General features: G+C 51.5%; 22 protein-coding genes and 1 riboswitch. Of the genes, 12 read left to right on the forward strand and 10 right to left on the reverse strand.

The window, feature by feature from the left end:
* Window positions 1–272: 272 nt before the first annotated feature.
* The gene (locus BSZ31_RS08670) at window positions 273–824 is read right to left on the reverse strand and encodes an alpha/beta fold hydrolase (RefSeq protein WP_146106647.1); all 552 of its coding nucleotides are present in this window, start codon (window positions 822–824) and stop codon (window positions 273–275) included.
* A 300-nt stretch (window positions 825–1,124) separates the two neighbouring features.
* On the opposite strand from BSZ31_RS08670, the gene BSZ31_RS08675 reads away from it, so the two are divergent.
* Both BSZ31_RS08675 and BSZ31_RS16885 read left to right on the forward strand, forming a co-directional pair.
* A complete protein-coding gene (locus tag BSZ31_RS08675; RefSeq protein WP_105028410.1) occupies window positions 1,125–1,421 on the forward strand; it encodes a hypothetical protein in 297 nt (98 codons plus the stop codon).
* 257 nt (window positions 1,422–1,678) lie between these two features.
* Window positions 1,679–1,852: a hypothetical protein gene (locus BSZ31_RS16885; protein WP_168426908.1), complete on the forward strand. Its 174-nt coding sequence runs from the start codon at window positions 1,679–1,681 to the stop codon at window positions 1,850–1,852.
* Between the two features lie 50 nt (window positions 1,853–1,902).
* Here BSZ31_RS16885 and BSZ31_RS08680 read toward each other — a convergent pair whose 3' ends face one another.
* Window positions 1,903–3,186 (reverse strand): Ig-like domain-containing protein, encoded by a 1,284-nt coding sequence (locus tag BSZ31_RS08680; RefSeq protein WP_168426909.1) that lies wholly within the window; start codon window positions 3,184–3,186, stop codon window positions 1,903–1,905.
* Between the two features lie 80 nt (window positions 3,187–3,266).
* Window positions 3,267–3,488 (reverse strand): hypothetical protein, encoded by a 222-nt coding sequence (locus BSZ31_RS08685; protein WP_105028412.1) that lies wholly within the window; start codon window positions 3,486–3,488, stop codon window positions 3,267–3,269.
* A 607-nt stretch (window positions 3,489–4,095) separates the two neighbouring features.
* Between BSZ31_RS08685 and BSZ31_RS08690 the strand changes: the two genes are divergently transcribed.
* Window positions 4,096–6,375, forward strand: a complete 2,280-nt coding sequence (locus BSZ31_RS08690; protein ID WP_105028413.1) for a Coagulation factor 5/8 type domain-containing protein — start codon at window positions 4,096–4,098, stop codon at window positions 6,373–6,375.
* A 40-nt stretch (window positions 6,376–6,415) separates the two neighbouring features.
* On the opposite strand, the gene BSZ31_RS08695 is transcribed toward BSZ31_RS08690, so the two are convergent.
* Window positions 6,416–7,462, reverse strand: coding sequence for a methyltransferase domain-containing protein (locus BSZ31_RS08695; RefSeq protein WP_105028414.1), 1,047 nt, complete (start codon window positions 7,460–7,462; stop codon window positions 6,416–6,418).
* Between the two features lie 154 nt (window positions 7,463–7,616).
* Here BSZ31_RS08695 and BSZ31_RS08700 point away from each other — a divergent pair, with 154 nt between their 5' ends.
* A complete protein-coding gene (locus BSZ31_RS08700) occupies window positions 7,617–8,030 on the forward strand; it encodes a TM2 domain-containing protein (protein ID WP_206018576.1) in 414 nt (137 codons plus the stop codon).
* Between the two features lie 29 nt (window positions 8,031–8,059).
* On the opposite strand, the gene BSZ31_RS08705 is transcribed toward BSZ31_RS08700, so the two are convergent.
* Window positions 8,060–9,448 (reverse strand): PLP-dependent aminotransferase family protein, encoded by a 1,389-nt coding sequence (locus BSZ31_RS08705; RefSeq protein ID WP_105028415.1) that lies wholly within the window; start codon window positions 9,446–9,448, stop codon window positions 8,060–8,062.
* 281 nt (window positions 9,449–9,729) lie between these two features.
* Between BSZ31_RS08705 and BSZ31_RS08710 the strand changes: the two genes are divergently transcribed.
* The 8 genes from BSZ31_RS08710 to BSZ31_RS08745 all read left to right on the forward strand — a co-directional run bounded on the left by BSZ31_RS08710 (window position 9,730) and on the right by BSZ31_RS08745 (window position 17,505).
* Window positions 9,730–10,212: an MSMEG_0572/Sll0783 family nitrogen starvation response protein gene (locus tag BSZ31_RS08710; RefSeq protein ID WP_105029808.1), complete on the forward strand. Its 483-nt coding sequence runs from the start codon at window positions 9,730–9,732 to the stop codon at window positions 10,210–10,212.
* A gap of 62 nt (window positions 10,213–10,274) precedes the next feature.
* Window positions 10,275–11,231: a Nit6803 family nitrilase gene (locus tag BSZ31_RS08715; protein WP_105028416.1), complete on the forward strand. Its 957-nt coding sequence runs from the start codon at window positions 10,275–10,277 to the stop codon at window positions 11,229–11,231.
* Window positions 11,218–12,294: an MSMEG_0568 family radical SAM protein gene (locus BSZ31_RS08720; protein WP_105028417.1), complete on the forward strand. Its 1,077-nt coding sequence runs from the start codon at window positions 11,218–11,220 to the stop codon at window positions 12,292–12,294. Before BSZ31_RS08715 ends, BSZ31_RS08720 begins: the two co-directional genes overlap by 14 nt.
* Window positions 12,295–12,315: 21 nt before the next feature.
* Entirely contained in the window at window positions 12,316–12,891 is a 576-nt protein-coding gene (locus BSZ31_RS08725; RefSeq protein ID WP_206018577.1) for an MSMEG_0567/Sll0786 family nitrogen starvation N-acetyltransferase, read from the forward strand.
* On the forward strand, window positions 12,888–13,904 hold the full coding sequence (locus BSZ31_RS08730; RefSeq protein ID WP_105028418.1) for a sll0787 family AIR synthase-like protein: 1,017 nt from the start codon (window positions 12,888–12,890) through the stop codon (window positions 13,902–13,904). Before BSZ31_RS08725 ends, BSZ31_RS08730 begins: the two co-directional genes overlap by 4 nt.
* Entirely contained in the window at window positions 13,885–14,169 is a 285-nt protein-coding gene (locus BSZ31_RS08735; RefSeq protein WP_105028419.1) for an MSMEG_0570 family nitrogen starvation response protein, read from the forward strand. The genes BSZ31_RS08730 and BSZ31_RS08735 overlap by 20 nt, the downstream gene beginning before the upstream one ends.
* A gap of 11 nt (window positions 14,170–14,180) precedes the next feature.
* Entirely contained in the window at window positions 14,181–15,452 is a 1,272-nt protein-coding gene (locus tag BSZ31_RS08740; RefSeq protein WP_240605676.1) for an MSMEG_0569 family flavin-dependent oxidoreductase, read from the forward strand.
* A 205-nt stretch (window positions 15,453–15,657) separates the two neighbouring features.
* Entirely contained in the window at window positions 15,658–17,505 is a 1,848-nt protein-coding gene (locus BSZ31_RS08745; RefSeq protein WP_206018578.1) for a hypothetical protein, read from the forward strand.
* 16 nt (window positions 17,506–17,521) lie between these two features.
* Here BSZ31_RS08745 and BSZ31_RS08750 read toward each other — a convergent pair whose 3' ends face one another.
* From BSZ31_RS08750 to BSZ31_RS08770, 5 genes are all read right to left on the reverse strand, one after another.
* A complete protein-coding gene (locus tag BSZ31_RS08750) occupies window positions 17,522–18,025 on the reverse strand; it encodes a thioesterase family protein (RefSeq protein WP_105029812.1) in 504 nt (167 codons plus the stop codon).
* A 146-nt stretch (window positions 18,026–18,171) separates the two neighbouring features.
* Window positions 18,172–18,753, reverse strand: coding sequence for a TMEM165/GDT1 family protein (locus BSZ31_RS08755; protein WP_105028420.1), 582 nt, complete (start codon window positions 18,751–18,753; stop codon window positions 18,172–18,174).
* Between the two features lie 6 nt (window positions 18,754–18,759).
* Window positions 18,760–18,943, reverse strand: a riboswitch (yybP-ykoY riboswitch).
* Window positions 18,944–18,990: 47 nt separating this feature from the next.
* Window positions 18,991–20,112: an enoyl-CoA hydratase/isomerase family protein gene (locus tag BSZ31_RS08760; protein ID WP_105029813.1), complete on the reverse strand. Its 1,122-nt coding sequence runs from the start codon at window positions 20,110–20,112 to the stop codon at window positions 18,991–18,993.
* A 112-nt stretch (window positions 20,113–20,224) separates the two neighbouring features.
* The gene (gene katG / locus BSZ31_RS08765) at window positions 20,225–22,432 is read right to left on the reverse strand and encodes a catalase/peroxidase HPI (RefSeq protein WP_105028421.1); all 2,208 of its coding nucleotides are present in this window, start codon (window positions 22,430–22,432) and stop codon (window positions 20,225–20,227) included.
* A 162-nt stretch (window positions 22,433–22,594) separates the two neighbouring features.
* A complete protein-coding gene (locus BSZ31_RS08770) occupies window positions 22,595–23,509 on the reverse strand; it encodes a LysR family transcriptional regulator (RefSeq protein WP_105028422.1) in 915 nt (304 codons plus the stop codon).
* Window positions 23,510–23,561: the final 52 nt, after the last annotated feature.

The following is a 23,561-nucleotide window of genomic DNA, read 5'->3' on the forward strand; positions in this document are numbered from 1 at the left end:
ACCGCGCAATCGATTGAGCAAGAAATGTTTGAGCTCTCGGTAATGCTTCTCAAACATGAATATTACTAATTAATGAGGATGTCTAAATGATAATCGATAATAGTTCTCATTAACAATAGAGAAGTTTTGCTAAATATCGAATAATCGAATTTGATAGTTAGTAGACATCTCTTTGTAGATCCAGACATGGACAGAAATTACGTAAGGATGTCCCGTGTACGTGTCTGCGGTCAACCTGCCGCCAGGCTGCTTCATGCAGGGTGATATGCCCCTCAAGGTTGCATAAACCTGTGAATGAAGGCCGCTGACTCTTTTGGGTACTCCGCATAAGGGAGCAATTTGGCGTTCTTGATCGTGACGAACTCCCCAGGGTTGGCGAACTTCTGAAACATCTCACGAGCCTCCGAAACTGGGAAGAATGGATCAGCCTCTCCCCAGATGCAGTGGACTTTTGCATTGATTTGAGTATGCACTTGAGAGAGCCTCTCACACTCGTTCCAGTCCATGGATTTCAGGAAGCGAAGGCATCCGGCCAATTTCTCAGGATTTTCGATCAGAGGTTTGGTTGTGAGCGAGAAGAACTCGCCATGGATAAGATCTTTGTTGGCAAAACATCCGCCGAAGCCCATTGGGCTTCGCGCGAGAAAACTGAGTGGTGTTGGGGCTGTTGAAGGCCGCGATTCACCAATGTCGATCAAGTCGAAGCAGATACACCTGAAATCTTTTTGCAGAATTCTTGTAATTGGCAAAAAAGTTTCTTTCTGCATTGGCCAGCCATGTATAAAAACCAATGCAGGACCAGTACCCGAGTCGATGTAAGACATCGGTCCGAAAGTCGTGTTCACCTTGTTTGTGTTGCCGCTAACGTATGTCTCCCTCATTCGCTTCTGATACTTAACTTGATTTCCTGGTATTTCACAGCACGCCAGAATCGCTTAATCACCAAATTGTCACGCCAACAGCCTTAGCCTTCCATGCTGATTTGTATGCCATGATCTATGAAAATTTCAATGAATTCCATGGACTTAGCGTGAGTAATCCGCCAGGTTCGTTTTGCATTGTGGCGCGTTTGCACATTCGTAACTTTGACAGGGTAGTATCAAAGGAAGTCTAAGGAGCACCCTATGCAATATTTTTTCATCATCAGGCATCTCGCCAAAGCTCAATTTGAACTACGTTTTCCAGATTTCGTGGGAGCTCGGGAATTGTTCTCCTCAATCGAGGAGGCGCAGAAAGAGGCCATGAGTATTTTTCTTGAGGCGGTTCAAGAGCGGTTTGAGAACAAGCAAAGAGTGCCAGAGCCGACCCAGGTTTTGAACGCTCAGGGTGTACTGAACGTTCCAGAGTCTTTTTGTGAATTGATTAAACAGCACAATTTGAGCATGGAGCTGCTGGGCGAAATTCAGGATGTGAATGAGTAGACGTTGCGGAAGCTTCTAAGCGTGTCTTGTGATGAAAATGGACTATCAAACGGCCAGTCACAATGGTGGCGATCATTAATACGGTATGTGTCAATTACAAGGACTGAATTCGGGTGACCACAGTTGTGGTGCCTCAACGCTGTTCACAGATCGCTTCAGTTCAAAGTGACATGTCATGCTGAATAGTTGCTCTTTAAATTAGACAAAGAAGTAGATCGGGTAGTCAGTAAAATACTCGTTTTATTCAAGGGCAGAACATGGAAGATTTCATTAAAGAGTTGAAGAACGTTCGAAAGGCCTTGGAACATGCAATTCAGGCAGCAGATGAAAAGCAGGTGGCTGAACGTACGTTGAAAGATTTGAAAGAGGCTCAAACCTTGATTGAATCCGTTATTCGGCGAAACAAAGCACAGCTTGAAAGAAAAAAGTAAGTGAGGGCTAAAGTGCCACTTTCAGTTTGGGAGTCAGTGGACTCACTGATTCACATGCCTGGAGATTGAGCGGACTGAGTTTCAAACCGCCAAATGTAAGCTTTTTTCAGAGCGCGGCCCTGTTTGTCTTTCACGCCGGTGCTGATCACCATAGTGTAAGTGTGTCCCGGTAGCAGGTTGGTCTCAGGTTCAAATCGAATCAGATGGGTGTGTTCCCGATCGTAAATACCAACGCTTGGTTTGCCTGCCACTGGTTTACCTTTTTCATTGAACATCTTCACGGTTTGGGTATTCACGGATGAGGGCTGAACATTGCGTCCCATGACGGCATATATTCTGAAATTATCCTGCTGAATATTTGTGGGTAGGTTTCGGGCGCCGTTTTTTGGATACACCCCGGCAACTTGGGGAGAGAAAATATCGTTGTCCGCTTTCGTGATCAACATTTGCCACCATTGCTCGTACATGCCTGCGACCATGTAGCCTGAGTCTACGACACCGCCTGGTCCTGCAAAGTAATTGCCGTGCAGCCATGGCATTGTGTTGCGGATGCGGATTATTTCTGCTGCTGCGCCTGTGCGCTCGGCTGCGACTGCGCTACGTGCAACAAGATGAGCGCGTTGAACGGCAGCCTCACCCACGGAGTTGCCCACAAAACGATTGCCTCGGTACACCTTTACCAGATCGGCGCTTGGGGGAAGTTCCAGTGCGGGTATTTCAGCCCACAAATTATGTTCGGCAATTCCTACAATGTCTCCAGCGTACTCGATTGCATTCAAAGGCGTCATCCCGAACAGATCGGACAGCTGCTTGTAACCAGCTTCGCCAATAATCGGAATCAAGGCCTCTTTGGGTGTGAAAGGTTTAAAAACCGCTTTACTGCCCAGCAATGAAATTGGGTTGGGATCTTCGCCGCGTGCTCGAACCTGTGGCTCGAATAATGAGTCCCAGGATTCATCGGTTAATCCATGTGCCGCGTTACCAAACATGAAAGCAATTAGTCTCCCACAGTCCTGGCTTAGTCCCAATGGATTGATTACGGCCAACGGGTTGTCAACCAGATAACTGGCCTGATAGTCACGAGCCTCTTTTGCACAACGGCCACCGTCTTTGTCTTTGCGCAAATAACTTAGAAACGCTTCGGTGAAATCGCCCCAGTGGGCAGCCTCGGCCATGCCACGATCTTCCGGAAACGCCGCACCTGACCCATAGCCACCATCCGGATGAATAGCCCCTGATATCAAAGAGGCGCGGTGTGCAGTGAGCAGGGCTTTGAGTGGCCCCTCTGGCAGTGCCTTGCGACCGAAGTCGGCCATAAAGGCGTGGGTGCTCATGCCAGCAGCGTATGTCTCTTGAACAAACGTGATGCCGCCCAATGAGAGGGTGACGCACACAAGAGATCTCAGCAAAATTTTCATGGGGAACCTGTCTTGTCGTTGTCGAGTGCAAGTTGAAGCACCAGGGTTTCGTCACTCGTTGCAGGGTCTTCGGTGTCGGGTTCGCCTCCCTGTGATGTATCAGGTGTACTCACTGGGTTAGTGCGGGAACTCATCGCCATTTGATCTTCGGTGCATGCAGATAATCCCAGCAATGCACCCAAAAGAATAAAAATTAGCTGAGAGATTTTCGAGGTCATTTTATCCGAGGTCACCGACATCCAGTTGCCTCAAGTGATACTTCCGTTCGACTGTTATGGATTAGCTGAAACAGTCTGAATGACACTACTTCAATTTGTAATTTATTTTGATGAGCAAGCCACTTAAAAAGGGAATGTTCACAGTGTGTGCCATCACCGCAGAGCTTTATTTTTTAGGCCCTTTTTCGTCTGAACAGGGAAGCTAAAAATGCCGTAAGCCCAACGACTACTGATAGAGAAGCTACCGTATCGATACCGTAAAAAAGGACAGTGCCATTCAAACTTAATATCAGGAAAGTTGGAACTGTCGCGGCGAATCCCATCGAAGTGGCATTGATTGCGGAAAGTTGTCGAAGCTGCATGGTGGTACTCCTTTAAAAATGACCGTGTAGTCATTAATGAGAGTACAGCCGTACACTTAGAGGATGCTCTACTAAATCAACGTGTTGTAACTACAAAAACAACAAAACCTATTGGTTAAACTCTCAGTGTGACAATTCATCATTCTGTCATTTGTGTGTCCATCACTCTTTGTGTCAGCTAATCGACATTGTCAAATTCTCACCTGTTCTACACTTTCCGAAACAATCAAAAATCGGAGACAGAGATGGGACGAGCAGCCTCTTGTTTGGTGTGGCTTGGTGTGCTTCTTTCCTTGGCGGGTTGCCTGGGGGGCGGTGACACTTCATCCACCTCAAGTACGCGGGTACAGGCTGGGCAAGCTGACTCGCGGCTTGATCAATTCAATATTGCCAATCAGTGTTTTTCAGTTGCCACAACCGATAGGCGTTTCTTGAATGCAAGCGGCAGCATGTATGGCATCGGTAACGCACCTTCACCCTTCTATTTCAAGCCAAGCCGCTTGGGCCAGTACTTGTTGTTTGACAGCAATGCAAGTTTTTTGGGGCTCTCCAATTCAAACCCTTTTAACCAAGCGCAACTAATCCAGTTTCTTCGAACTGGCACTGATTTTTTGTCAGGTCTTGGTGATCTCGCGGAAGTGATTGAGCCTTTGAAGCCGATCAGTGATGGCGTGCGTCAGGCTGGTGGGGCTTTGGGCGAGGCCGTCGATCAGCAAAGTGCAGAATCAAGCAGTGATGCAACGCCCTTTGCACAGGCTGAGCCTGGATTTTTAACCGTGTGGGAAATCATTCCCGCATTACAACAGAATTCATTTCGATTCAGGCAGCTTGTCACCCAACAGTTTCTGGCTGTTCAAGGTGAGGGGCTAGCCTTGGTCAATGGTGAGGCAGAAGCCAGCATGTTTGTGTTGCAGCCGGCTTCGGGATGTGCCGTGTTTCCTGAAGCCGAGTTGAACGCAGCAGGTACACCGTTCAAGGGCACCACTTCGAATGGGGAAGTGGTGGGTTGGGTGGATACGCACATTCACATCGGGGGCAGCGAGGCCTTGGGGGGCAAGCTTGCGCATGGCCGCCCCTTTCACCCTTTTGGCATTACCAAGGCCTTGAACAGTTGTGAAGCTGACCATGGCCCGCAGGGCACCTTGGGTGTATTGGACAACCTGTTGGCCACTGGCAGCCCTGTTAACCAACATGCCACGGATGGTTGGCCCACTTTTAGTTATTGGCCCAACCCAAGATCTCAAACCCATCATCAAACTTATTACGTGTGGATGAAGCGCGCGTGGATGGGTGGGCAGCGCATTATGGTGAATCACTTTGTGGCCAATGAGGTGATTTGCCAGGTGTGGCCTTTGAAAGAACATGATTGCGATGAAATGGAAAGCGTGAAATTGCAACGGCAATTGCTGCTGGATTTGGAGGAGTACATCGACGCCCAGGAGGGCGGCCCAGGAAAAGGATGGTTCAGGATTGTTTACGACAGCGCCACGGCGCGTGACGTGATCGCCGACGGCAAGCTTGCTGTGGTGATGGGTATTGAAAACGAAAAGCTGTTCAACTGCGGCGAATTCATGGGCATGCCCGAGTGCACGGAGCAGCAAATTCTGGAGCGATTGGATGAGTTCTATGCGTTGGGTATTCGCAGCGTATTTCCTCTTCATATATTCGACAACGCGTTTGGCGGCACTGAAATTAGCCGCTTCACCAAGGATGCTGCGTTGATGCAGGTGTTCAATGCCGGCAATATTTGGGAAACTGGTCACCCATTTGCAAGCACCACCTGTGAAGACATTGACAGTGCTGAACCTGCGACAGTGGACAGCAAGGACTACGGTTTGTTTGAATTGGCTTTGCTGCAATTGACCAATACCCCGCCCACTCCCGAAGATGTGCCGGGACGGGAGTGTCAGCGCAATGCCCGTGGTTTGACAAAACTGGGTGATTTTCTAATCGATGCCTTGGCCAAAAAAGGCGTGATTGTTGAGACAGACCACATGGGCGCTCTGTCGCGCAAGCGGGTGTTGGCCATGATGAAGGAACGTGGCCTGCCAGTGGTGTCCGGACACTCCGGCACCATCAGCGCTGCGCGCGATAGCCAGCGCATCGTCGATTCAGGCGGACTTATTTCTAATTTGCCCGACAAACCTTCTCCCACGGCAGTGGACTACATTCAAAAGCTGAGTGCTTTGTATCCAGCTGGCAAAGCACCTGCGAGCGGGTTTGGTTCAGACATCAACGGCATTCACCAGCAGGCAGATCCCCGCGCTGATGCAGTTGAAAAGCCCTTGGTGTATCCCTTCAAATCGCCAATGGGTGATGTGGTGTTTGAGCGCCAGAGAACAGGCGAACGCGTGTATGACTTGAACACCGATGGTGTGGCCCACTACGGCTTGTACCCGGATTACATCGCGGACATGATGATGCAGCCTGACGGTAAACCTGCTGTGGCCACTTTGTTCCGGTCGGCTGAAGCGTATTTGCAGTTGTGGGAGCGGGTGGAGGAGTTCAGCCGTGCCCGGAAGTAGCACTATTTAGGATGCAGGCCAGCGCAGTTATCCAGTCTGTTCAGCAACAAGCTCCCAACTTTGCTGAACTAATCTCTTGTTCAAATGGTATGGAACTGCCGCATCCCTCAAAAATTCCATAGTGTTTGGAAAAGTCACCGATGAACTGAAAGTGCTCTTTGAAACGGGTGTGTTGCAGCATTCGGAATGTATTGCCACACACGGGGAAAACCTTGCCGGTTTCCATGAAGTGGTGTTTGTCCAGAAGAAAGCCGTGTGCCTGGTTTTCGCTGGTGCCTCGGTAAATCACTGCTTGGCCGTAGTCTTCACACGCAGTTTCCAAATCGGCCAGCTTGAACAGTCGGTAGGTGGCGGAGTAAAAGCGTGTTTGCCCAACCAATTGACTCAAGCGTTCATCGGTTATGTCGAGCGGGCGGTCTTCGACCAAACGCGGGTCGGTAAAGCCGTTTTGGGTTGCAATCCTCAAGAAGTCGTTCCAGTACATGGCACCCCCCAAACATTCGCCATAGAGCACCGGGTCGCTGGCCACTTGAGGCGCTATTCTGCGATCCGAATACACATCCGAGAAATAAAATTCGCCACCTGGTTTCAGCAGTTCATAGGCTTGGCGCATGACAGCGTCTTTGTCAGGTGAAAGATTGACCACACAGTTCGAAACAATCACATCAAAACTGTTTTTCTCCAGACCCAGTTCATCGAGTCGTTCAATGTATCCTTGCAAGAAGGTTACATTGCTGTGCGAGTAGCCAAATTTCTCTCGATGGTATTCAATGTGGCGGTTGGCCACTTCCAGTTGTTCTTCGGTCATGTCGACACCCACCACTTCGCCGGTTTCGCCGACCAGTTGTGCCAGGGCATACACATCACGCCCGGAGCCAGAGCCCAGGTCAAGAATACGTTTTCCTTTCAAGTCTGTTGGGCACACCAAACCACACCCGTAGTAGCGGCTAAGTACTTCGTCGTGAATATTTGACAGCAAGGGTTTCAGCCACGCGGGTATGGATGAAAAATCACAACAAGCTGTGGTTTTCAGATCGCTGCTGCTTTGTAGTTCTTTGCCGTAGTAATTCTTGACTGCGTCGTACATGGTTTGTTTCCGTGAAATTGAAGATTTGACTCTGCCTGAATGTGTAGTTCGCACTTGCCACACAATAAGTTACTCGCTTTAAACAGCGCGTGTATTTGATCGAAGTTCTACAACACTGTGTTATTTTATTTTTTGGATAAGCTCTAACAAGAAAATGCACATGATCAAAGAAAACAACAGCCACAGTATCGTCATCGGATACATCCTCTGGATTTTCGGTTTCATGGGCGCACATCGTTTTTATTATGGACGCCCCATTTCCGGCATCATCTGGTTTTTCACGCTTGGCCTGTTTTTGATTGGCTGGATTGTCGATTTGTTCTTGATCCCGGGCATGGACAAAAGCGCAGATCGCCGTTTTCTAACCGGCCCCATCAACTACAACATTGCCTGGGTGTTGCTGACTTTTCTGGGTGTGTTCGGCATTCATCGGTTTTACCAACGCAAGTGGATTACTGGTTTGATCTACCTGCTCACTGTGGGCCTGTTCGGCATCGGTGTTATTTACGATTGGTGTACGCTGAATGATCAAATTGACGAGTTGCACCGTGACGGCACCTTGAATTAACCGGTTGATATCTGCGGCCACTTTTGGCCTCAGTGATTTGCTGGATAGCTGTTGAGGGTTTCAGCAACAATTCGCAAGGTGTGCTCCAAGCGCTCGTCATTTAGATTGCCACCCAGGGAAAGTCTCACAGCGTTGGGTGTTGCACCTTCCAGGCAGAACATGTCTGCGCTGGCAATGGCGATGCCTCGATTGAGCAGTCGCCCACAGAATGCGGACTGACTCCAGGCTGATGGAAGATTCAACCAGAGGTGAAACGCTTCCGGGTTTGTTTCGATTTTGAAATCTCCCAGTATTCGCCTGGCGATCAGTTGCCTTCGCTGGCTCATCAGTCGAATATTGTCCAGACACATTTGTGCTGTGCCATCGAGAATCCATTGTGTAGCAAGTGCTGAGCACATTGGGCTGGCCATGATTTGCGTGGCGCGCAGTGAGGAGGCAATGCGTTTGGATTCGAGTTCGGTTGGGCACACCAGAAATGCAATCCGAAGGCCCGCACTGCAGGTTTTGGACAATCCGTTGACGTAGTACGTCAGTTCTGGCGCAAGGCTGGCCAAGGATGTCGGCGGGTTGTGCATCAATTTGCTGTAAGGGTCATCTTCAATAATCTTGAGGCCAAAATATCGGGCCACTTCTACAATTTCACGCCTGCGTGTTTCGCTGATGGTGCGGGTGGTCGGATTCTGGATGGTCGGGTTCAGGTACAGCGCCCGAACTTTGTTGATTCTGCAGTGTGCCTCAAGAGCATCTGGAAGAATACCTTGGGCGTCGCCGGGGATGCCCAGTGTGCGTATGCCCAGCAAGCCCGCCATTGCTTTTACGCCAGGGTAGGTGATGGCTTCTGCACACAGTGTATTGCCCGCACCGACCAAGCCATTCATCAGGCCAGCCAGTGTGGCCTGAATGCCTGGTGTCACCAGAACCGTGCGCCCCTTGTGATGTGGGCTGACACCGTTTAACCAGACAGCAGCAGCCTGTTGATCGTCTTCAGTTCCCCCGAAATCCTGATACCGGGTTAGCCGGTGAAAGTTTCCTTGCTCTGTCACATGCCGTGCACCGTGGCGCATGCGCGCAAGTAATTCGGGCTCTTGTGGTTCAGGAGCCATGTTCATGGTCATCTCGATCAGCGTGGGTTCTGCTTCAAGCTGGTTTGAGTTTCTTATCCGGACGTAGCTGCCTACGCCTGCCTTGGACGTGATCAGGCCGCGGTGCTGCGCTTCCTGATAGGCACGTGCAACCGTGGTGTAGTCCAGATTCAAGCCTTTGGCCAGTTCACGAATGGGTGGAAGCCGGTCGTCAAGCTGCAGCACGCCCCGTTGTATTTCGAGTTCAATTGCTTCGGCAATAGCCAAATAGGCAGGCTTGTCGCAACTGGAAAGCACCTTGTTCCAGTCTTCCAAAAGAGTTGATCTGCTTCGCATGTTCACTCGCTGTGCCTGTCGGTTTCAAATGGGTGCAAGCAACTTGCGCGCCCGGTGCATTGCACTTTTCAGGTGCGATGTTTTTGACTTGTGTGGTGATGTCAGCTCTCAGGTTTGAGAATGGAACTGGCTGGAGAGTCGCATGAAATGGATTTGATTGCACATTGATTGGATTTGGAGAGCTTGAATTGGTACAGGCATTGCGACTCTGTGAGCGTGCGCCGGCACAGTGCAATTCACTTTCACGGTGCCCATTTGTTGATGACTCTGGAGATCATGAAATGCCTAAAGTAAATCACCCCGCTCATGTTGATGGCGATTATTTTGTCGATTATGAAGAAAAAGTATTTGAGGATGTGAAGGCCGAGCCAGGTCAAAAAGCGCTGGTGACTTTTCACACAGTGGCGTTTGAAGGTTCGATTGGTTTTGTGAATCTGTTGCAGGCTACACGATTGCAGCGCAAAGGCTTCGAGACCTCGGTGCTGCTGTATGGCCCCGGCGTTACTTTGGGTGTGCAGCGTGGATTCCCCACCTTGGGCAACGAGGCGTTTCCTGGTCATTTGAATTTCAACAATCAAATCAAGAAATTCATGGGTGAAGGCGGCAAAGTGTACGCGTGCCGTTTTGCGTTGCAGGCGCTGTATGGCCATGGAGAGCCTTCCCTGATTGAGGGAATTCGACCCATCAACCCCCTGGATGTGATGGACCTGGTGCTGATTCACAAACGTGACAGTGCCGTGATTATTGACACCTGGACGTTGTAAACGCGCAGTGGGGTCGCCCACCGGCGCCCCACTTGATGGCAGTTGAAGTGGAGTATACGTGCATGACCCAGCCCAGAATAATTCGCGCAGCAGCGGCGCAGATCGCACCTGATCTTCAGGACCCTGCCCAAACCATCCAACGGGTTTGTCAAACCATGGAGGAGGCTGCAGCCAAAGGCGTACAAATTATCGTGTTCCCGGAAACCTTTGTGCCTTACTACCCCTACTTTTCTTTTGTGTCGCCGCCTGTTCAGCAAGGCAAGGATCATCTGCGGCTTTACGAGTATGCGGTGACGGTGCCCGGTGCAGAGACTGAGGCGATATCGGCTTTGGCTGCCCAGTACAACATGGTGGTTGTTTTGGGTGTGAATGAGCGGGACCATGGCTCGCTGTACAACGCGCAAATTATTTTCGACGGCAATGGCGAAATACGCTTGAAGCGCCGAAAAATTACACCGACCTACCACGAGCGAATGGTGTGGGGGCAGGGCGATGCATCGGGTTTGAAAGTGGTGAAGACGAGTGCAGGGCGTGTGGGTGCGCTGGCCTGTTGGGAGCACTACAACCCTTTGGCCAGGTATTGTTTGATGGCCCAGCACGAGGAAATTCACTGCGCCCAGTTTCCTGGTTCTTTGGTGGGGCAGGTATTCGCCGATCAAATGGAGGTGACGATTCGCCACCACGCGCTGGAGTCGGGCTGCTTTGTGATCAACAGCACTGCCTGGCTTTCCGAAGAACAGGTTCAAAGTATTTCGCAAGACAGCACTTTGCAAAAAGGCCTGCGTGGTGGTTGTTTCACTGCGATTGTCAGCCCTGAAGGCAAGTTGCTGGGCGAGCCTCTAACCGAGGGTGAAGGATTGGTGGTGGCTGATCTTGACATGGCACTGATCACGAAGCGCAAACGGATGATGGATTCGGTTGGTCACTATGCGCGGCCCGAGTTGTTGAGCTTGTTGGTCAGGGATGAGGCTTCAAGTCCCATGAGAAGAATTTCGGGAGTGCAGCATGCTGAGTACTGATCTTCAAACCTATGGCTTGAGGCTGGAAGACCCGTCTGCGGGGGTTCAAAGCCGGCGTGGTGGTGCTGGCCCTTCCGATCACAAAGCGGTTGTGGTGGATGGGCAAACCGTGATGATTCCTGTTCATACGCATACGGCATGGGACTCTCCTTTCATGGCCAGCAAGCCCGATGCCAACGGGAAAAGCGAGCTTCGCAAAAACGGAATTCCAATTGCTGTGATTGATTTTCCAAAGCAACCGAAGTTCTATGGCCTGAAAACCGCAGAGGGCATTCCTTACGAGCAAATTGCCACACTGCACAGCAGCGATGTATTGGCCACCACCGTGCTGCAAACCTGCATTCGCTACCAAAGCAGAAATAAAACATGCAAGTTTTGCTCGATTGGCCAGTCTTTGGCGGCAGGCCGAACCATTGAGCGAAAAACACCACAGCAACTGGCTGAAGTGGCGAAGGCTGCTGTCGAGCTGGACGGTGTGAAGCAAATGGTAATGACCACTGGCACACCAGCTACGCCTGACCGGGGCGCAGCAATCATGGTTGAAAGTGTATTGGCGGTGAAAGCTGCGGTGGATTTGCCGATTCAAGTACAAATTGAACCTCCAGATCGCTTTGAATGGTTTGACGAATTGAAGCGAAGCGGTGCCGACACTTTGGGCATGCACCTGGAAGTGATTTCAGATGCAGCGCGGCAAGCAATGATGCCAGGCAAGGCCACAGTGCCGGTGAGTTACTACATGCAGGCATTTGATGCTGCGGTGAAGGTGTTTGGTCGCGGGCAGGTGAGCACTTACATTATTGTTGGGCTGGGCGATTCACAGGTTGAAATTATCGACATGTGTCGCGAACTGATATTGCGCGGGGTTTATCCCTTTGTGGTTCCGTTTGTGCCAATTGGTGGCACTCCTTTGGAAAGCCACCCGGTTCCGAGTTCCCAATTCATGCGGGAGGTGCTTCAACCCGTTGGCCAGATGTTGCGGGAAGCCGACCTGTTGTCCAAAGACATGAAAGCCGGCTGCGGAAAATGTGGTGCGTGTTCAACACTGAAAACTTTTGAAGTCTGAGCCTGTGAGTGAGGTGCTGCCATGTTTATTACCGAAATGAATGTTGAGGAATTTGCGCACAGTGAGTGCCACATCAAATTGGCCGTAGATGACTGGGCGTTACGAGAGGCGCAGAAATTGCGCAACGGTGTTTTTGTGGTTGAGCAAGGCATTTTCCAGACCAGTGACCATGATGTGTTTGACAGCAGCGCCAATACCCTGGTGGCCACCATCGGTTTGCTGGGTATTCCCGATGCTGTGGTGGGCACCGTACGAATTCATGAGCAGGCTCCGGGTGTGTGGGTGGGCTCGCGCCTTGCTGTGGATCAGGCTTATCGATCAGTCAAAGGCCTTGGAAAAGCGCTGATTGCCATGGCGGTGAGTAGTGCACGCGCGCAAGGGTGCACTGCCTTTTATGCGAATGTTCAACTGCCAAATGTGGGTTTGTTTCAAAAGCTGGGTTGGCAGGCTTTGGGTGAGGTAAGCGTGCACGGTGTGCAGCACATGTTCATGCAAGCCAACCTTGACATGTACCCGGTAGAGCACGACCCAGGCCGAGGATTTATTCACCTGTTCAAGCAACCATCAAGCAAAGCACGGATTGAGAGGCGTGTATGAGTTGGCTACAAACACTGGTGCACAGCATTCGGGAAAGCAAGGGGCTTGCGCATAAAAAAGACATTGCGATTGCCATGGATGAATTGGCGAGCGCTCAACCTTGCGATTCTTCATGCCGGGTGGGTGATGACTGCGCCGTGTTGAAGTCGGCGGATGGTTCTTTTCTTCTGTTTGCCATTGAAGGCTTCATGAACGAGTTTGTTCAAGAGGACCCCTGGTTTGCAGGCTATTGCGGCGTGATGGTGAATGTCAGTGACATCGCCGCAATGGGTGGGCGCGCCACGGCGGTTGTGGATGCAGTATGGACCGCTGATTCATGGCAGCTGCAAAGAATTCTCCAAGGCATGGCAGCAGCATCGGCTCGATACAGGGTGCCCATTGTAGGCGGGCACACCAATGCCAGAAATAAACAAGCTCAACTGGCTGTGTCGATTATTGGTTCAGCAAACGCCGTGTTGAGCAGTTTTGATGCCAAGCCCGGTGATGTGTTGATGAGTGTGATTGATTTGAGAGGCGGTTACCACGGTGCTGGAAACAACTGGAATGCCAGTACAGACTCGCCAGCGGAACGCTTGCGGGCAGATCTGGAACTGCTGCCACAGGTGGCAGAAGGTGGTTTGGCGGTGGCCTGTAAAGACATCAGTATGGCAGGTGCTTTGGGCACCACATTGATGATGCTGGAATGTTCTGCATGCGGTGCTGAAATTTGGCCAGCTGCATTTCCACGCCCACAGGAAGTCTCTGTAGAACGCTGGATGCAAACCTTCCCCAGTTTTGGTTTCGTGTTCAGTGTGCCATCGACTTGTGTGGAGCGGATGAAGCAACTTTTTGGAAGCAGGGATTTGCGTTGCGAACCCGTGGGGCATGTGATTGAGGGCTCCATGGTTTGGGTAAATCATGAAAGCGAGCGGGAACTGTTGTGGGATTTTTCTGGCACACCACTGTTGGGTTGCAGCCAGTTGAATCACGCAACTGATGTGGTGGGAGAGGCGCATGCCTGTGGTTCGATTTGATGTGATGTGGCCAGATGCCACAGTGATGAAGTGCCAGTCGCCTTCCACGGTGATTCGAAATTTCTTGCATGAGGGGCAACTTGTGTCTTTGCCCGAGTTTTTGAAAATTTCTGAACTGGGGTTGAGTGCGGCCAGCGAGCGTGTGCGCGAAAAATATGGGTTTGCCTGCTCAGCAGCCATTGATCAACTGGAAATCATCCTTGCCAAGGCAACTGATTTTCAGGGTTGGGAAGCGGCTGTGGTGCAAGTCATCCGAATGGATTGAGGGAGAAGAATGTGAGTGCTGAACCACGTAAATTGAAAGATCATTATTCTGTTGTTGTAATCGGCGGTGGCCAGGCTGGGCTCTCGATGAGTTATCACTTGACTCGCAAAGAGATTGATCATGTTGTGCTGGAAAGAAACCAGATCGGGCACAGCTGGCGCAATCAGCGATGGGACAGCTTTTGTTTGGTAACCCCAAACTGGCAATGCAATTTGCCTGGCTTTCCGTATGCTGGGCCTGAACCAAAAGGCTTCATGAAAAAAGCGGACATTGTTGCGTACCTGGAGGCATTTGTTGCCTCGTTTCAGCCACCTGTGTTCGAAGGTGTCGCAGTGAAACAGCTGCGCAAGTTAAGCGATGGCTTGTTCGAAATTCAAAGCACGCACGGAACATTGACGGCGAAGCAGGTGGTAGTGGCTGTGGGTGGCTACCACAAGCCAAGAATTCCAAGGGTGTCAGAAAAAGTACCTGCGCATATCCGACAGATTCATTCTTCAGAATATCGGAATCCTGCTCAGTTTTCAGAGGGCAATATTCTGGTGATTGGCTCTGGCCAAAGTGGTTGTCAAATTGCAGAAGACTTTCATTTGGCAGGCCGACATGTGCACTTGTCAGTGGGCAGCGCTCCCCGTGTAGCGCGCCGCTACCGTGGTCGCGATGTTGTGGAATGGCTGGCCGACATGGGGCACTACGACATGCCCGTGGAGTTGCACCCCCAGAAGGAAGCGGTCCGAGCCAAGGCCAATCATTACGTGACTGGTCGCGATGGTGGCCGGGACATTGACCTGAGAGTGCGGGCGAAGGAAGGTATGCAACTTCATGGCCGTTTGATCAATTGCGTGGATGGTGTGATGCATTTTGCAGATGACCTCACGAAGAATTTGGACAACGCGGACCAGAGCAGCGAGAACATCAAGAACATGATTGATGGCTTCATTGCCGAGAATGGAATTTCGGCACCGAACGAGGCCAGATATGTTCCTGTGTGGACGCCTGAGGATGGAGGGTCATGTATCGATTTGATTGCTGAAAACATCACTGGAATTGTTTGGTCCGTGGGTTTTGAAAGCTCGTTTGACTGGATCGATTTACCGATCTTCAATGGCAAAGGTTACCCGAATCATTATCGGGGTGTTAGCCGCGAACCAGGTGTTTATTTTCTCGGTTTGCCGTGGTTGCACACCTGGGGCTCGGGGCGTTTCTCGGGTATTGCGCGTGACTCTGAGTTCCTGCTTGCGCAAATTGAACAGCAGCTTTATACAAAGCTTGAGGAGACAGCTTAAGTTCCCTGGAATGCGTGCACCGTATTGTGTTTTTGGTTTGATTGCGCTTGTGAATTGCACCAAGTTGACGCCTCGCATTGAAGGAGATTACCCCTCTTTGTGGGGGATATTGTTGTAACAACGCTGACACCTTGCGCGTAACTTTCCAAATGGCATACACCTTGTGTATTCGAAAGCATTGATCTGCTTCCAGCAAGGGCCTGATATGCAAACAATGTTTTTGAATCGCTTGCGTTTTTTAACCCTAGGGGTGATCGCCGCATTGATGGTCTCAGCGTGCGGATCAGACGACGCTGCCAATTCAGCACGGACTGCGCCTCAGGAACAAAACGGGGACGATTCACCACCGATTACAGTGCCTCAAGCAAGAAGCCCACTGATGCTTCAAAGCGCCAGTGTCTTTCAAAACAATCCCAGCGCCAGTTTGCAGGAGGTGGATTACCGCTTCGGTAGGATTGTGGTTACCGATCCCAAGCGCAACGCGAGCTACGAAAGCGATGTACACGGTTACATCACTATCGATTCAAATGCCACCGGTATCATGCCTGTGGTGGTGTTGATGCACGGTAGACATCAAACATGTGAAACGGATATCGGACAACTTCCTGTTCTGATTGCTGACGACGACACATGCCCGAATATCAACGGTGTTTTGGGCCCGGCCGACAGTTACAGGGGCTATCAGTATTTGGTAGAACATTTGGCTAGCCATGGCTATGCAGTCATTTCAATTGATGCGAACGACATCAATGACAACGACGGTTCACCCGCCAGTGGCGACGCAGGTGCAAATGCGCGAGCACAATTGATCCAGGCGCATCTGGACGCATTTCGAGATATCGCCGAAACCGGTGCGTCAACTACACCTCAAACTGCGGGTTCTAACCTGGGTTTTCTGAAAGGTAAGTTGGACATGAGCCGCATTGGTACGATGGGACACTCACGCGGGGGTGATGGGGTGGCCAAGTACGTTACCTACAATCGCGAGCAAGCACGTCCGCACAAAGTAATTGCAACCTTTGGGCTTGCCCCCACAGATTACAACCTGGACGTAGTCGACAGTTCAGCTTACGCCACCTTGCTTCCTTACTGCGACGGTGATGTTGAAGACGTACAAGGCGCGTTTGTGTACGACGACTCCCGTTATTTCAAAGCGGACGATCAAGCTGCCAAGTTTCAGATTTTGACCATGGGTAGCAACCACAATTATTTCAATACCGTATGGACTAGCGACGATTGGACCATCACGAATCCTGGTGGAGATGACCCTTTTTGCGGCACCAATGCAGCGTCGAATCAACGTGATACGCCTGAAGAGCAGCGTGCCTTGGGGCAGTTCTTCATGGCCAGCTTTTTCCGGTATTTTGTGGGTGGGGAACAGGCATTTGCACACTATTGGAATGGCAGGGCCACCGTGTTGAACGAGGCCTGCCCGGATGGGGTTGGTCCTTGTGAGTTTCGCCACCATTTAAGTTTGACGCCCAAAGCAAGCGATCGTGTGTTGATCAATACATTCGGTACGCAGGGTGCGCTTACCGTCAATAGTCTAGGTGGTGTGGTCAGTCAGCAGGGTTTGACTACATTCGAAATTTGTGACCCGGATATTGAAGGGGTGGGGTGTCCATCGGCCACCACATTCTCGATCACGCCCCAACTGGCTGTGGCATGGAATTCTCCGGCCAGAATACGGAATGTTTTTCCTGCGCAAGATGCGAGTCAGTTTGATTTAATCAGTCTGCGTGTAGCCGTGAGTACATTGAATCCCGATCAAAGTCAGGATCAAAATTTCACTTTGGTGTTGGAGGACAGTGACGGAAAAACTTTCAACTTGAAAGCAAGTGATTACACCAGTTCGCTTTACAACCCACCAGGTAATCCAGAGGGGGGCGGTTCAAGAAAAACCTTGCTGAATGCAGTGGATTTTCCTTTGAGTGTGGTGAGTGGAATTAATTTGCGAAGTTTGAGGGCAGTAGAAATTCGATTTGATCAAACTCCGGGTGGCGCCATGCAGATCGCGGATTTAATGCTTCAACGCACGGCGACGACTCGTTAAGGTTTCTGCGGAAAACTTAAAGCGTTCCGGCGCTCACTGGTTTGTAACATTCCAGAAACCGGCTCGGTTGCTTTTTGGGGCGGCCGGTTTTCATGTCAATGCACACCCATTGAGTGTGCCCTTGCATCACGGTGGCGTGGTCGCTTTCGCGCACAAACTGGTACTGGCGAGTCATGTCGGCTTTGCCTTCGTTGTGGCTGATCCAGGTGGCAATCCACAGCGTATCGCCTGCAAAGGTGGGGCGTTTGTATTCCAGGTGATGCTGGCGTGCCACACAGCCGTAGCCCAATTCTACAAAGTCTTGAAACGTTAGCCCAAGTTGCCTGGAATGCAGTGCCGCAATAGCCTGCATCCACACCAGGTAAATGGTGTTGTTGGTGTGCTCGAATTCGTCGAGATGTTCAGGCTGCACCGTTAACTTGCCCACACATTGTGGGGTGCATGGCCACACGCTTTGTGGTGTGTCGCTGGTGGCGATGGTTTGGATATCGCTGACTTTGAAAATGTTGGAGTTGGTCATAGGTCCTTGATTTTGCAACAATGGGGCGACGCCGCTTGACATTTCATTATTACTTTTGTTGGGCATATCGAAAGCGTATGTCGCTGATGGTGACAGGTCAATGAAACAAATCGCAGTTTTTACAAATTCGCGATACGGAGAATTTTTCAGAAACCCCTGCCCGACCCAATCCCCAACAATGTGGCTACACCAAGCGCCGCAAACATCGCTGCAGCAATTCGGTGCACCAGCTTCATCGGAATTTTTTCAGCCAGCTTGTCGCCAGCAAACACCGCAGGCACGTCGGCAATCAGCATGCCCAATGTAGTACCCGCAACTACCATAAGCACATCGTTGTAGTGTGCTGACATGGCCACTGTGGCTATTTGGGTTTTGTCGCCCATTTCCGCTAAAAAGAAGGTGATGAAGGTGGCACCGAACACGCCCAGCTTAGTAGCCAGCTGAGTTTCTTCATCTTCGATTTTGTCGGGAATGAGTGTCCACACTGCCATGGCGATGAAGGATGCGCCAAGCACCCAACGCAGAACGGATTGATCCACATTGGCGGTGATCCAGCTACCCACCACGCCAGCCAGGCCGTGATTGATCAGTGTGGCCAAGGTAATGCCAATGATGATGGGAATTGGTTTTTTGAAACGTGTGGCCAACAGAAATGCGAGTAACTGGGTTTTGTCGCCAATTTCAGCGAGTGCAATTACACCGGTGGATACGAGAAGTGCCGAAGACATGACATAAGTTCCTGGGCCTGGAAAAACCAAATGACCACACAGCTTCTCCAGGCCGATCTGGAAGCTGAGTAGTCAAAGGTCTTGCCAAGTTCTAGAACCGCTTACGCCATAGCCTGTAAATGATGATAGGCCAAGTGTGTTGACGTAAGCCTTTCCTTGCGGAAAGAGGCTACTCCCCAATGAGTGTCGCAATGATAGGACTTGGCATTTAAAAAATCAAGTCAATCGAGATTGGCCTCAAAGGGAAATCGACAAATCGTTCAAGGGGTGCAGCCCGAGAAATCTTGGTTTCAAGAGATCGTGAATAGTTGCTTCACTCACCTCACTTAACTTGCCTGGGTTCCATTTTGGCGATTTGTCTTTGTCCACCAGCAATGCCCGCACGCCCTCCGGAAAGTCTGGATGTACGCAGCAGCCCACGGAAGCCTGATACTCCAGCCGCAATACATCGGCCAGGTCTGCGCCTGCATGGCGCTTCATCAATTCAAATGAAAGCGCAGCCGAAGTGGGAGAGCCATGCGCATATGCTTGAGCAGCTTTGGCCAGCCAAGCCACCTCGCTTTGTTGCAGCGCGCGCAAGGACACGTCGATTTCAGCCAGTGTGTCATGGTTCATTACGGCATCAATTTCTTTGGCGTGTGTATGTAACAAAGGCGTGGGTGCCTTCACTTCAAACTGTTTCAGCAGGGCAGACAATTTTTCCTTGTCCGATTTCAGCTCACCCTGCCAGCTGGTGTTTTCAATGGCATGCAGTACATTTGAAAACTGCGCATGTTCTATCACTGCATCGGCCCATTTGCCCAGCAACGCATCACCCGCGTTGATGACCGCGCCGGTCAGGGCCAAAAACAAACCCGTGCGCGCGGGCATGCGATGCAAGAACCAGGTGCCTGCCACATCCGGGTACAAACCAATGTGAATTTCCGGCATGGCAATGCGTGCATTGGGGCTGACTACGCGGTGGGAGGCACCCACCATCAAACCCACGCCACCACCCATCACAATGCCGTGTGCCCAACACAAAATGGGTTTGGGGTAGGTGTGTATGCGGTAGTCCAGCCGGTATTCACGTTCGAAAAAAGCCTCGGCTTCAGGCGGTACTACGCCTGCCCCTACGCGCTTGCTGGCGTGGTGCAAACTTACCACGTCTCCGCCCGCACAAAAGGCTTTGTCGCCTGCTGCACTCAGCACCACACCTGCAATCGAATCGTCTTCCGCCCAGCTTTTTAATTGGGGGTCGAGCAGGTCGATCATGGGCAATGTGAGCGCATTCAAGGCTGCGGGGTTATTAAGCACGGCGTGGCCAAAACTGTGGCCGCTTGCGGTTGGGAAAGTGCCGAATGTGACAGGTGCTGACATAATGTGATTGGAATGTAAGGTGTAAACCGACTGCAAACAATACACCGATTCCAGGGACAAATAAAAAAAGCCCGGTGCTTTCACACCGGGCTTTTTCGGCTACCAAGTCAAATTAATGGTGCAGATCAAATCGATCGGCATTCATCACTTTGTTCCAGGCGGCCACGAAGTCGTTCACAAACTTCTTCTCGGCATCTGCACCGGCATACACTTCGCACAGTGCACGCAGTTGCGAGTTGGAACCGAAGCACATGTCGGCCAGGGTACCTGTCCACTTCACTTCGCCTGTCTTGCGATCACGGCCTTCCAAAACACCGTCGGCGCTGGTTGACTTGCTCCACTTGGTGCTCATGTCGAGCAAGTTGGTGAAGAAGTCAGTGGTCAATGCCTCTGGGCGCTTGGTGAACACGCCATGCTTGGCACCGCCCACGTTGGCGTTCATGGCACGCAAGCCACCCACCAACACGGTCATCTCAGGTGCGGTCAAGCCCAGCAAGCTGGCCTTGTCGATCAAACGCTCTGCCGCTGTGCCTTCCAGGCCTTTGCGGGCATAGTTGCGGAAACCATCAGCTGTGGGTTCCAGAACTTCGAAGGAATCGACATCGGTTTGATCTTGCGTTGCATCGGTGCGACCCAGCGCAACTGGCACAGTAATGCTGTGACCCGCTTTCTTCGCAGCCGCTTCAACACCGGCAGCACCCGCAATCACGATGAGGTCGGCAATTGAAATTTTCTTGCCATTGCCTGCATCATTGAATTGCTTTTGAATGCCTTCCAGTTGCTCCAGTACCTTGCTCAGTTCTGCAGGGTTGTTGGCTTCCCAGTTTTTCATGGGGGCCAGGCGAATGCGGGCACCGTTGGCGCCGCCACGCTTGTCGCTGTTGCGGTAAGTGGAAGCGGAAGCCCAAGCTGTGCGTACCAGTTGAGGAATGCTCAGGCCGCTGGCCAGTACTTTGGCTTTCAGGGCTGCAACATCAGCATCATCTGCACGCTTGTAATCGGCTGCGGGCACTGGGTCTTGCCAAATCAAATCTTCCGCAGGCACCAATGGGCCAATGTAACGGCTCTTTGGACCCATGTCGCGGTGCGTCAGCTTGAACCATGCACGGGCATAGGCGTCCGCAAACTCGTCAGGGTTGTTCAGGAAGTGACGAGAAACTTTCTCGTAATCCGGATCCATGCGAAGCGCCAGGTCAGCTGTGGTCATCATGGGTGCGTGGCTCTTGTTGGGGTCGTGTGCGTCCACTACTGTGCCTGCACCTGCGCCACCCTTGGGTTTCCACTGGTGTGCACCAGCGGGGCTCTTGGTCAATTCCCAGTCATATTTGAACAAGGTTTCAAGGTAACCCATGTCCCACTTGGTGGGGTTGGGTTTCCATGCGCCTTCAATACCGCTGGTGGTGGTGTCACCGCCCTTGCCAGAGCCATGCTTGTTGATCCAGCCCAAACCTTGCTCTTCAATGGGTGCACCTTCGGGCGCTGGGCCGACCAGGGCCGGGTTGCCTGCACCGTGTGCCTTACCGAATGTGTGACCACCCGCGACCAGTGCCACTGTTTCATAGTCGTTCATGGCCATGCGACCGAAAGTAGTGCGAATGTCGTGTGCTGAAAGCTTGGGATCGGGGTTGCCGTCCGGACCTTCCGGGTTCACGTAAATCAAACCCATTTGTACAGCAGCCAAGGGGTTTTCAAGGTCACGCTTGCCGCTGTAGCGGCTGTTGGGCTTGTCGCTGGTGGCCAGCCACTCAGCTTCTGGACCCCAATACACTTCCTCGGGCTCGTACACGTCTTTGCGGCCAAATGCGAAACCAAAGGTTTTGAAACCCATGGTGTCCATGCAGTAAGTACCGGCCAGGGTAATCAGGTCGGCCCATGACAATTGCTTGCCGTACTTCTGCTTGATGGGCCACAACAGTCGACGTGCCTTGTCCAGGTTGCCATTGTCGGGCCAGCTGTTCAGCGGTGCAAAACGTTGCATGCCGGTGCCAGCACCGCCACGGCCATCGGCGATACGGTATGTACCTGCGGCGTGCCATGTCATGCGAACGAAGAACGGGCCGTAGTGACCGTAGTCTGCGGGCCACCAGTCTTGAGAATTGGTGTACAGCGCTTCCAAGTCCTTCAGAAGGGCAGGCACATCGAGTTTCTTGACTTCTTCCACATAGTCGAAGTCTTCGCCCATGGGGTCAGTCAATGGGGAATTCTGGTTCAACAATTTAATGTTCAGTGCGTTGGGCCACCAGCTTGCGTTAGTGGGTGTGCCGGCAATCGCTGTTTTGGGACCATCGCCCGTGAATGGGCACTTTGCATCATTTGACATACATCTCTCCTTGGTTGCCGTTAATTATTAACTGCTGAATTCAGTGTAGGGTGCTAAATCCTATCAATCAAGTTGTTTTTATAAATTTACCCTATAGGCAGGGGCAATTGATATTTTTGACCTTCAGCATGTCTTTCATATTAATACCGGAAAAAAAGTTGGTCACTCCTCGTCGAAAGAGTCGTACTTCTCGCAAAGAAAGTCGATCAACGCACGCACCGCAGGCAGCATGCCCCGCCTGGAGGGGAATACCACATGAATGATTTCACGACGGGGCGACCAGTCGGGCAATAACTTCACCAGCTCGCCGCTGGCAACTTGCTTGGGCACCATGAGGTTAGGCAACTGAACCACGCCCACACCCGCCATGGCGCTGGCCCGCAAGGCCACCATGTCGGTGGTCACCAGCCGTGGTGAATGGGGTATCACGATTCGCTCACCACTGGCGTGGGTCAGGCACCATTCAAAACTGGTTTGTACCTGACCTTGGGTTTGCCCCAAACCCAGGCTTGGCCAGTCAATCAAATCGTTGGGGTGTGTGGGCAAGCCCTTTTTGTTGATCAAGCAGGGCGATGCCACCAAACACAGGCCACGGTCTGAGAGTACCTTGAGCACCAAGTCACTGCTGTCCAAAGGCAATGGGCGAACCCGTATGGCCAGGTCAACACCCTCGGCCACCACATCCACCCGCCTGTTGCTGGCTTCCATGTGCACTGTGACTTGCGGATGTTTCACCAGAAATTCCGCCAGCATGTCGCCAATGTGTGCATGCAGCAATGCGATGGGGCAAGTCATGCGGATCAGGCCACGTGGCTCGGAATGATTTTGTTCAATCAATTCCTGCGCACTTTCTGCCTCAATCAACATGGCCTTGCAGTGCTGGTAGTAAGTTTTTCCGATTTCTGTGATGTGCAGCTTGCGGGTGGAGCGATACAGCAGTTGCGTGTTCAGGCGCTTTTCAAGCTCGGCAATTCGGCGGCTAATTTTCGATTTCGGGACACCCAGTGCGCGTGCCGCAGCAGAGAAACCCTGGTGTTCAACCACTTTGGCAAAGTAGTACAGGTCGTTGAGATCCATGTGTATTTGCCCCTTATTGTTCCTCATGCAGAACGATCTGTTGAGTTTTTGC

Source organism: Limnobacter sp. SAORIC-690, assembly GCF_002954425.1.
GTDB lineage: Bacteria > Pseudomonadota > Gammaproteobacteria > Burkholderiales > Burkholderiaceae_B > Limnobacter > Limnobacter profundi.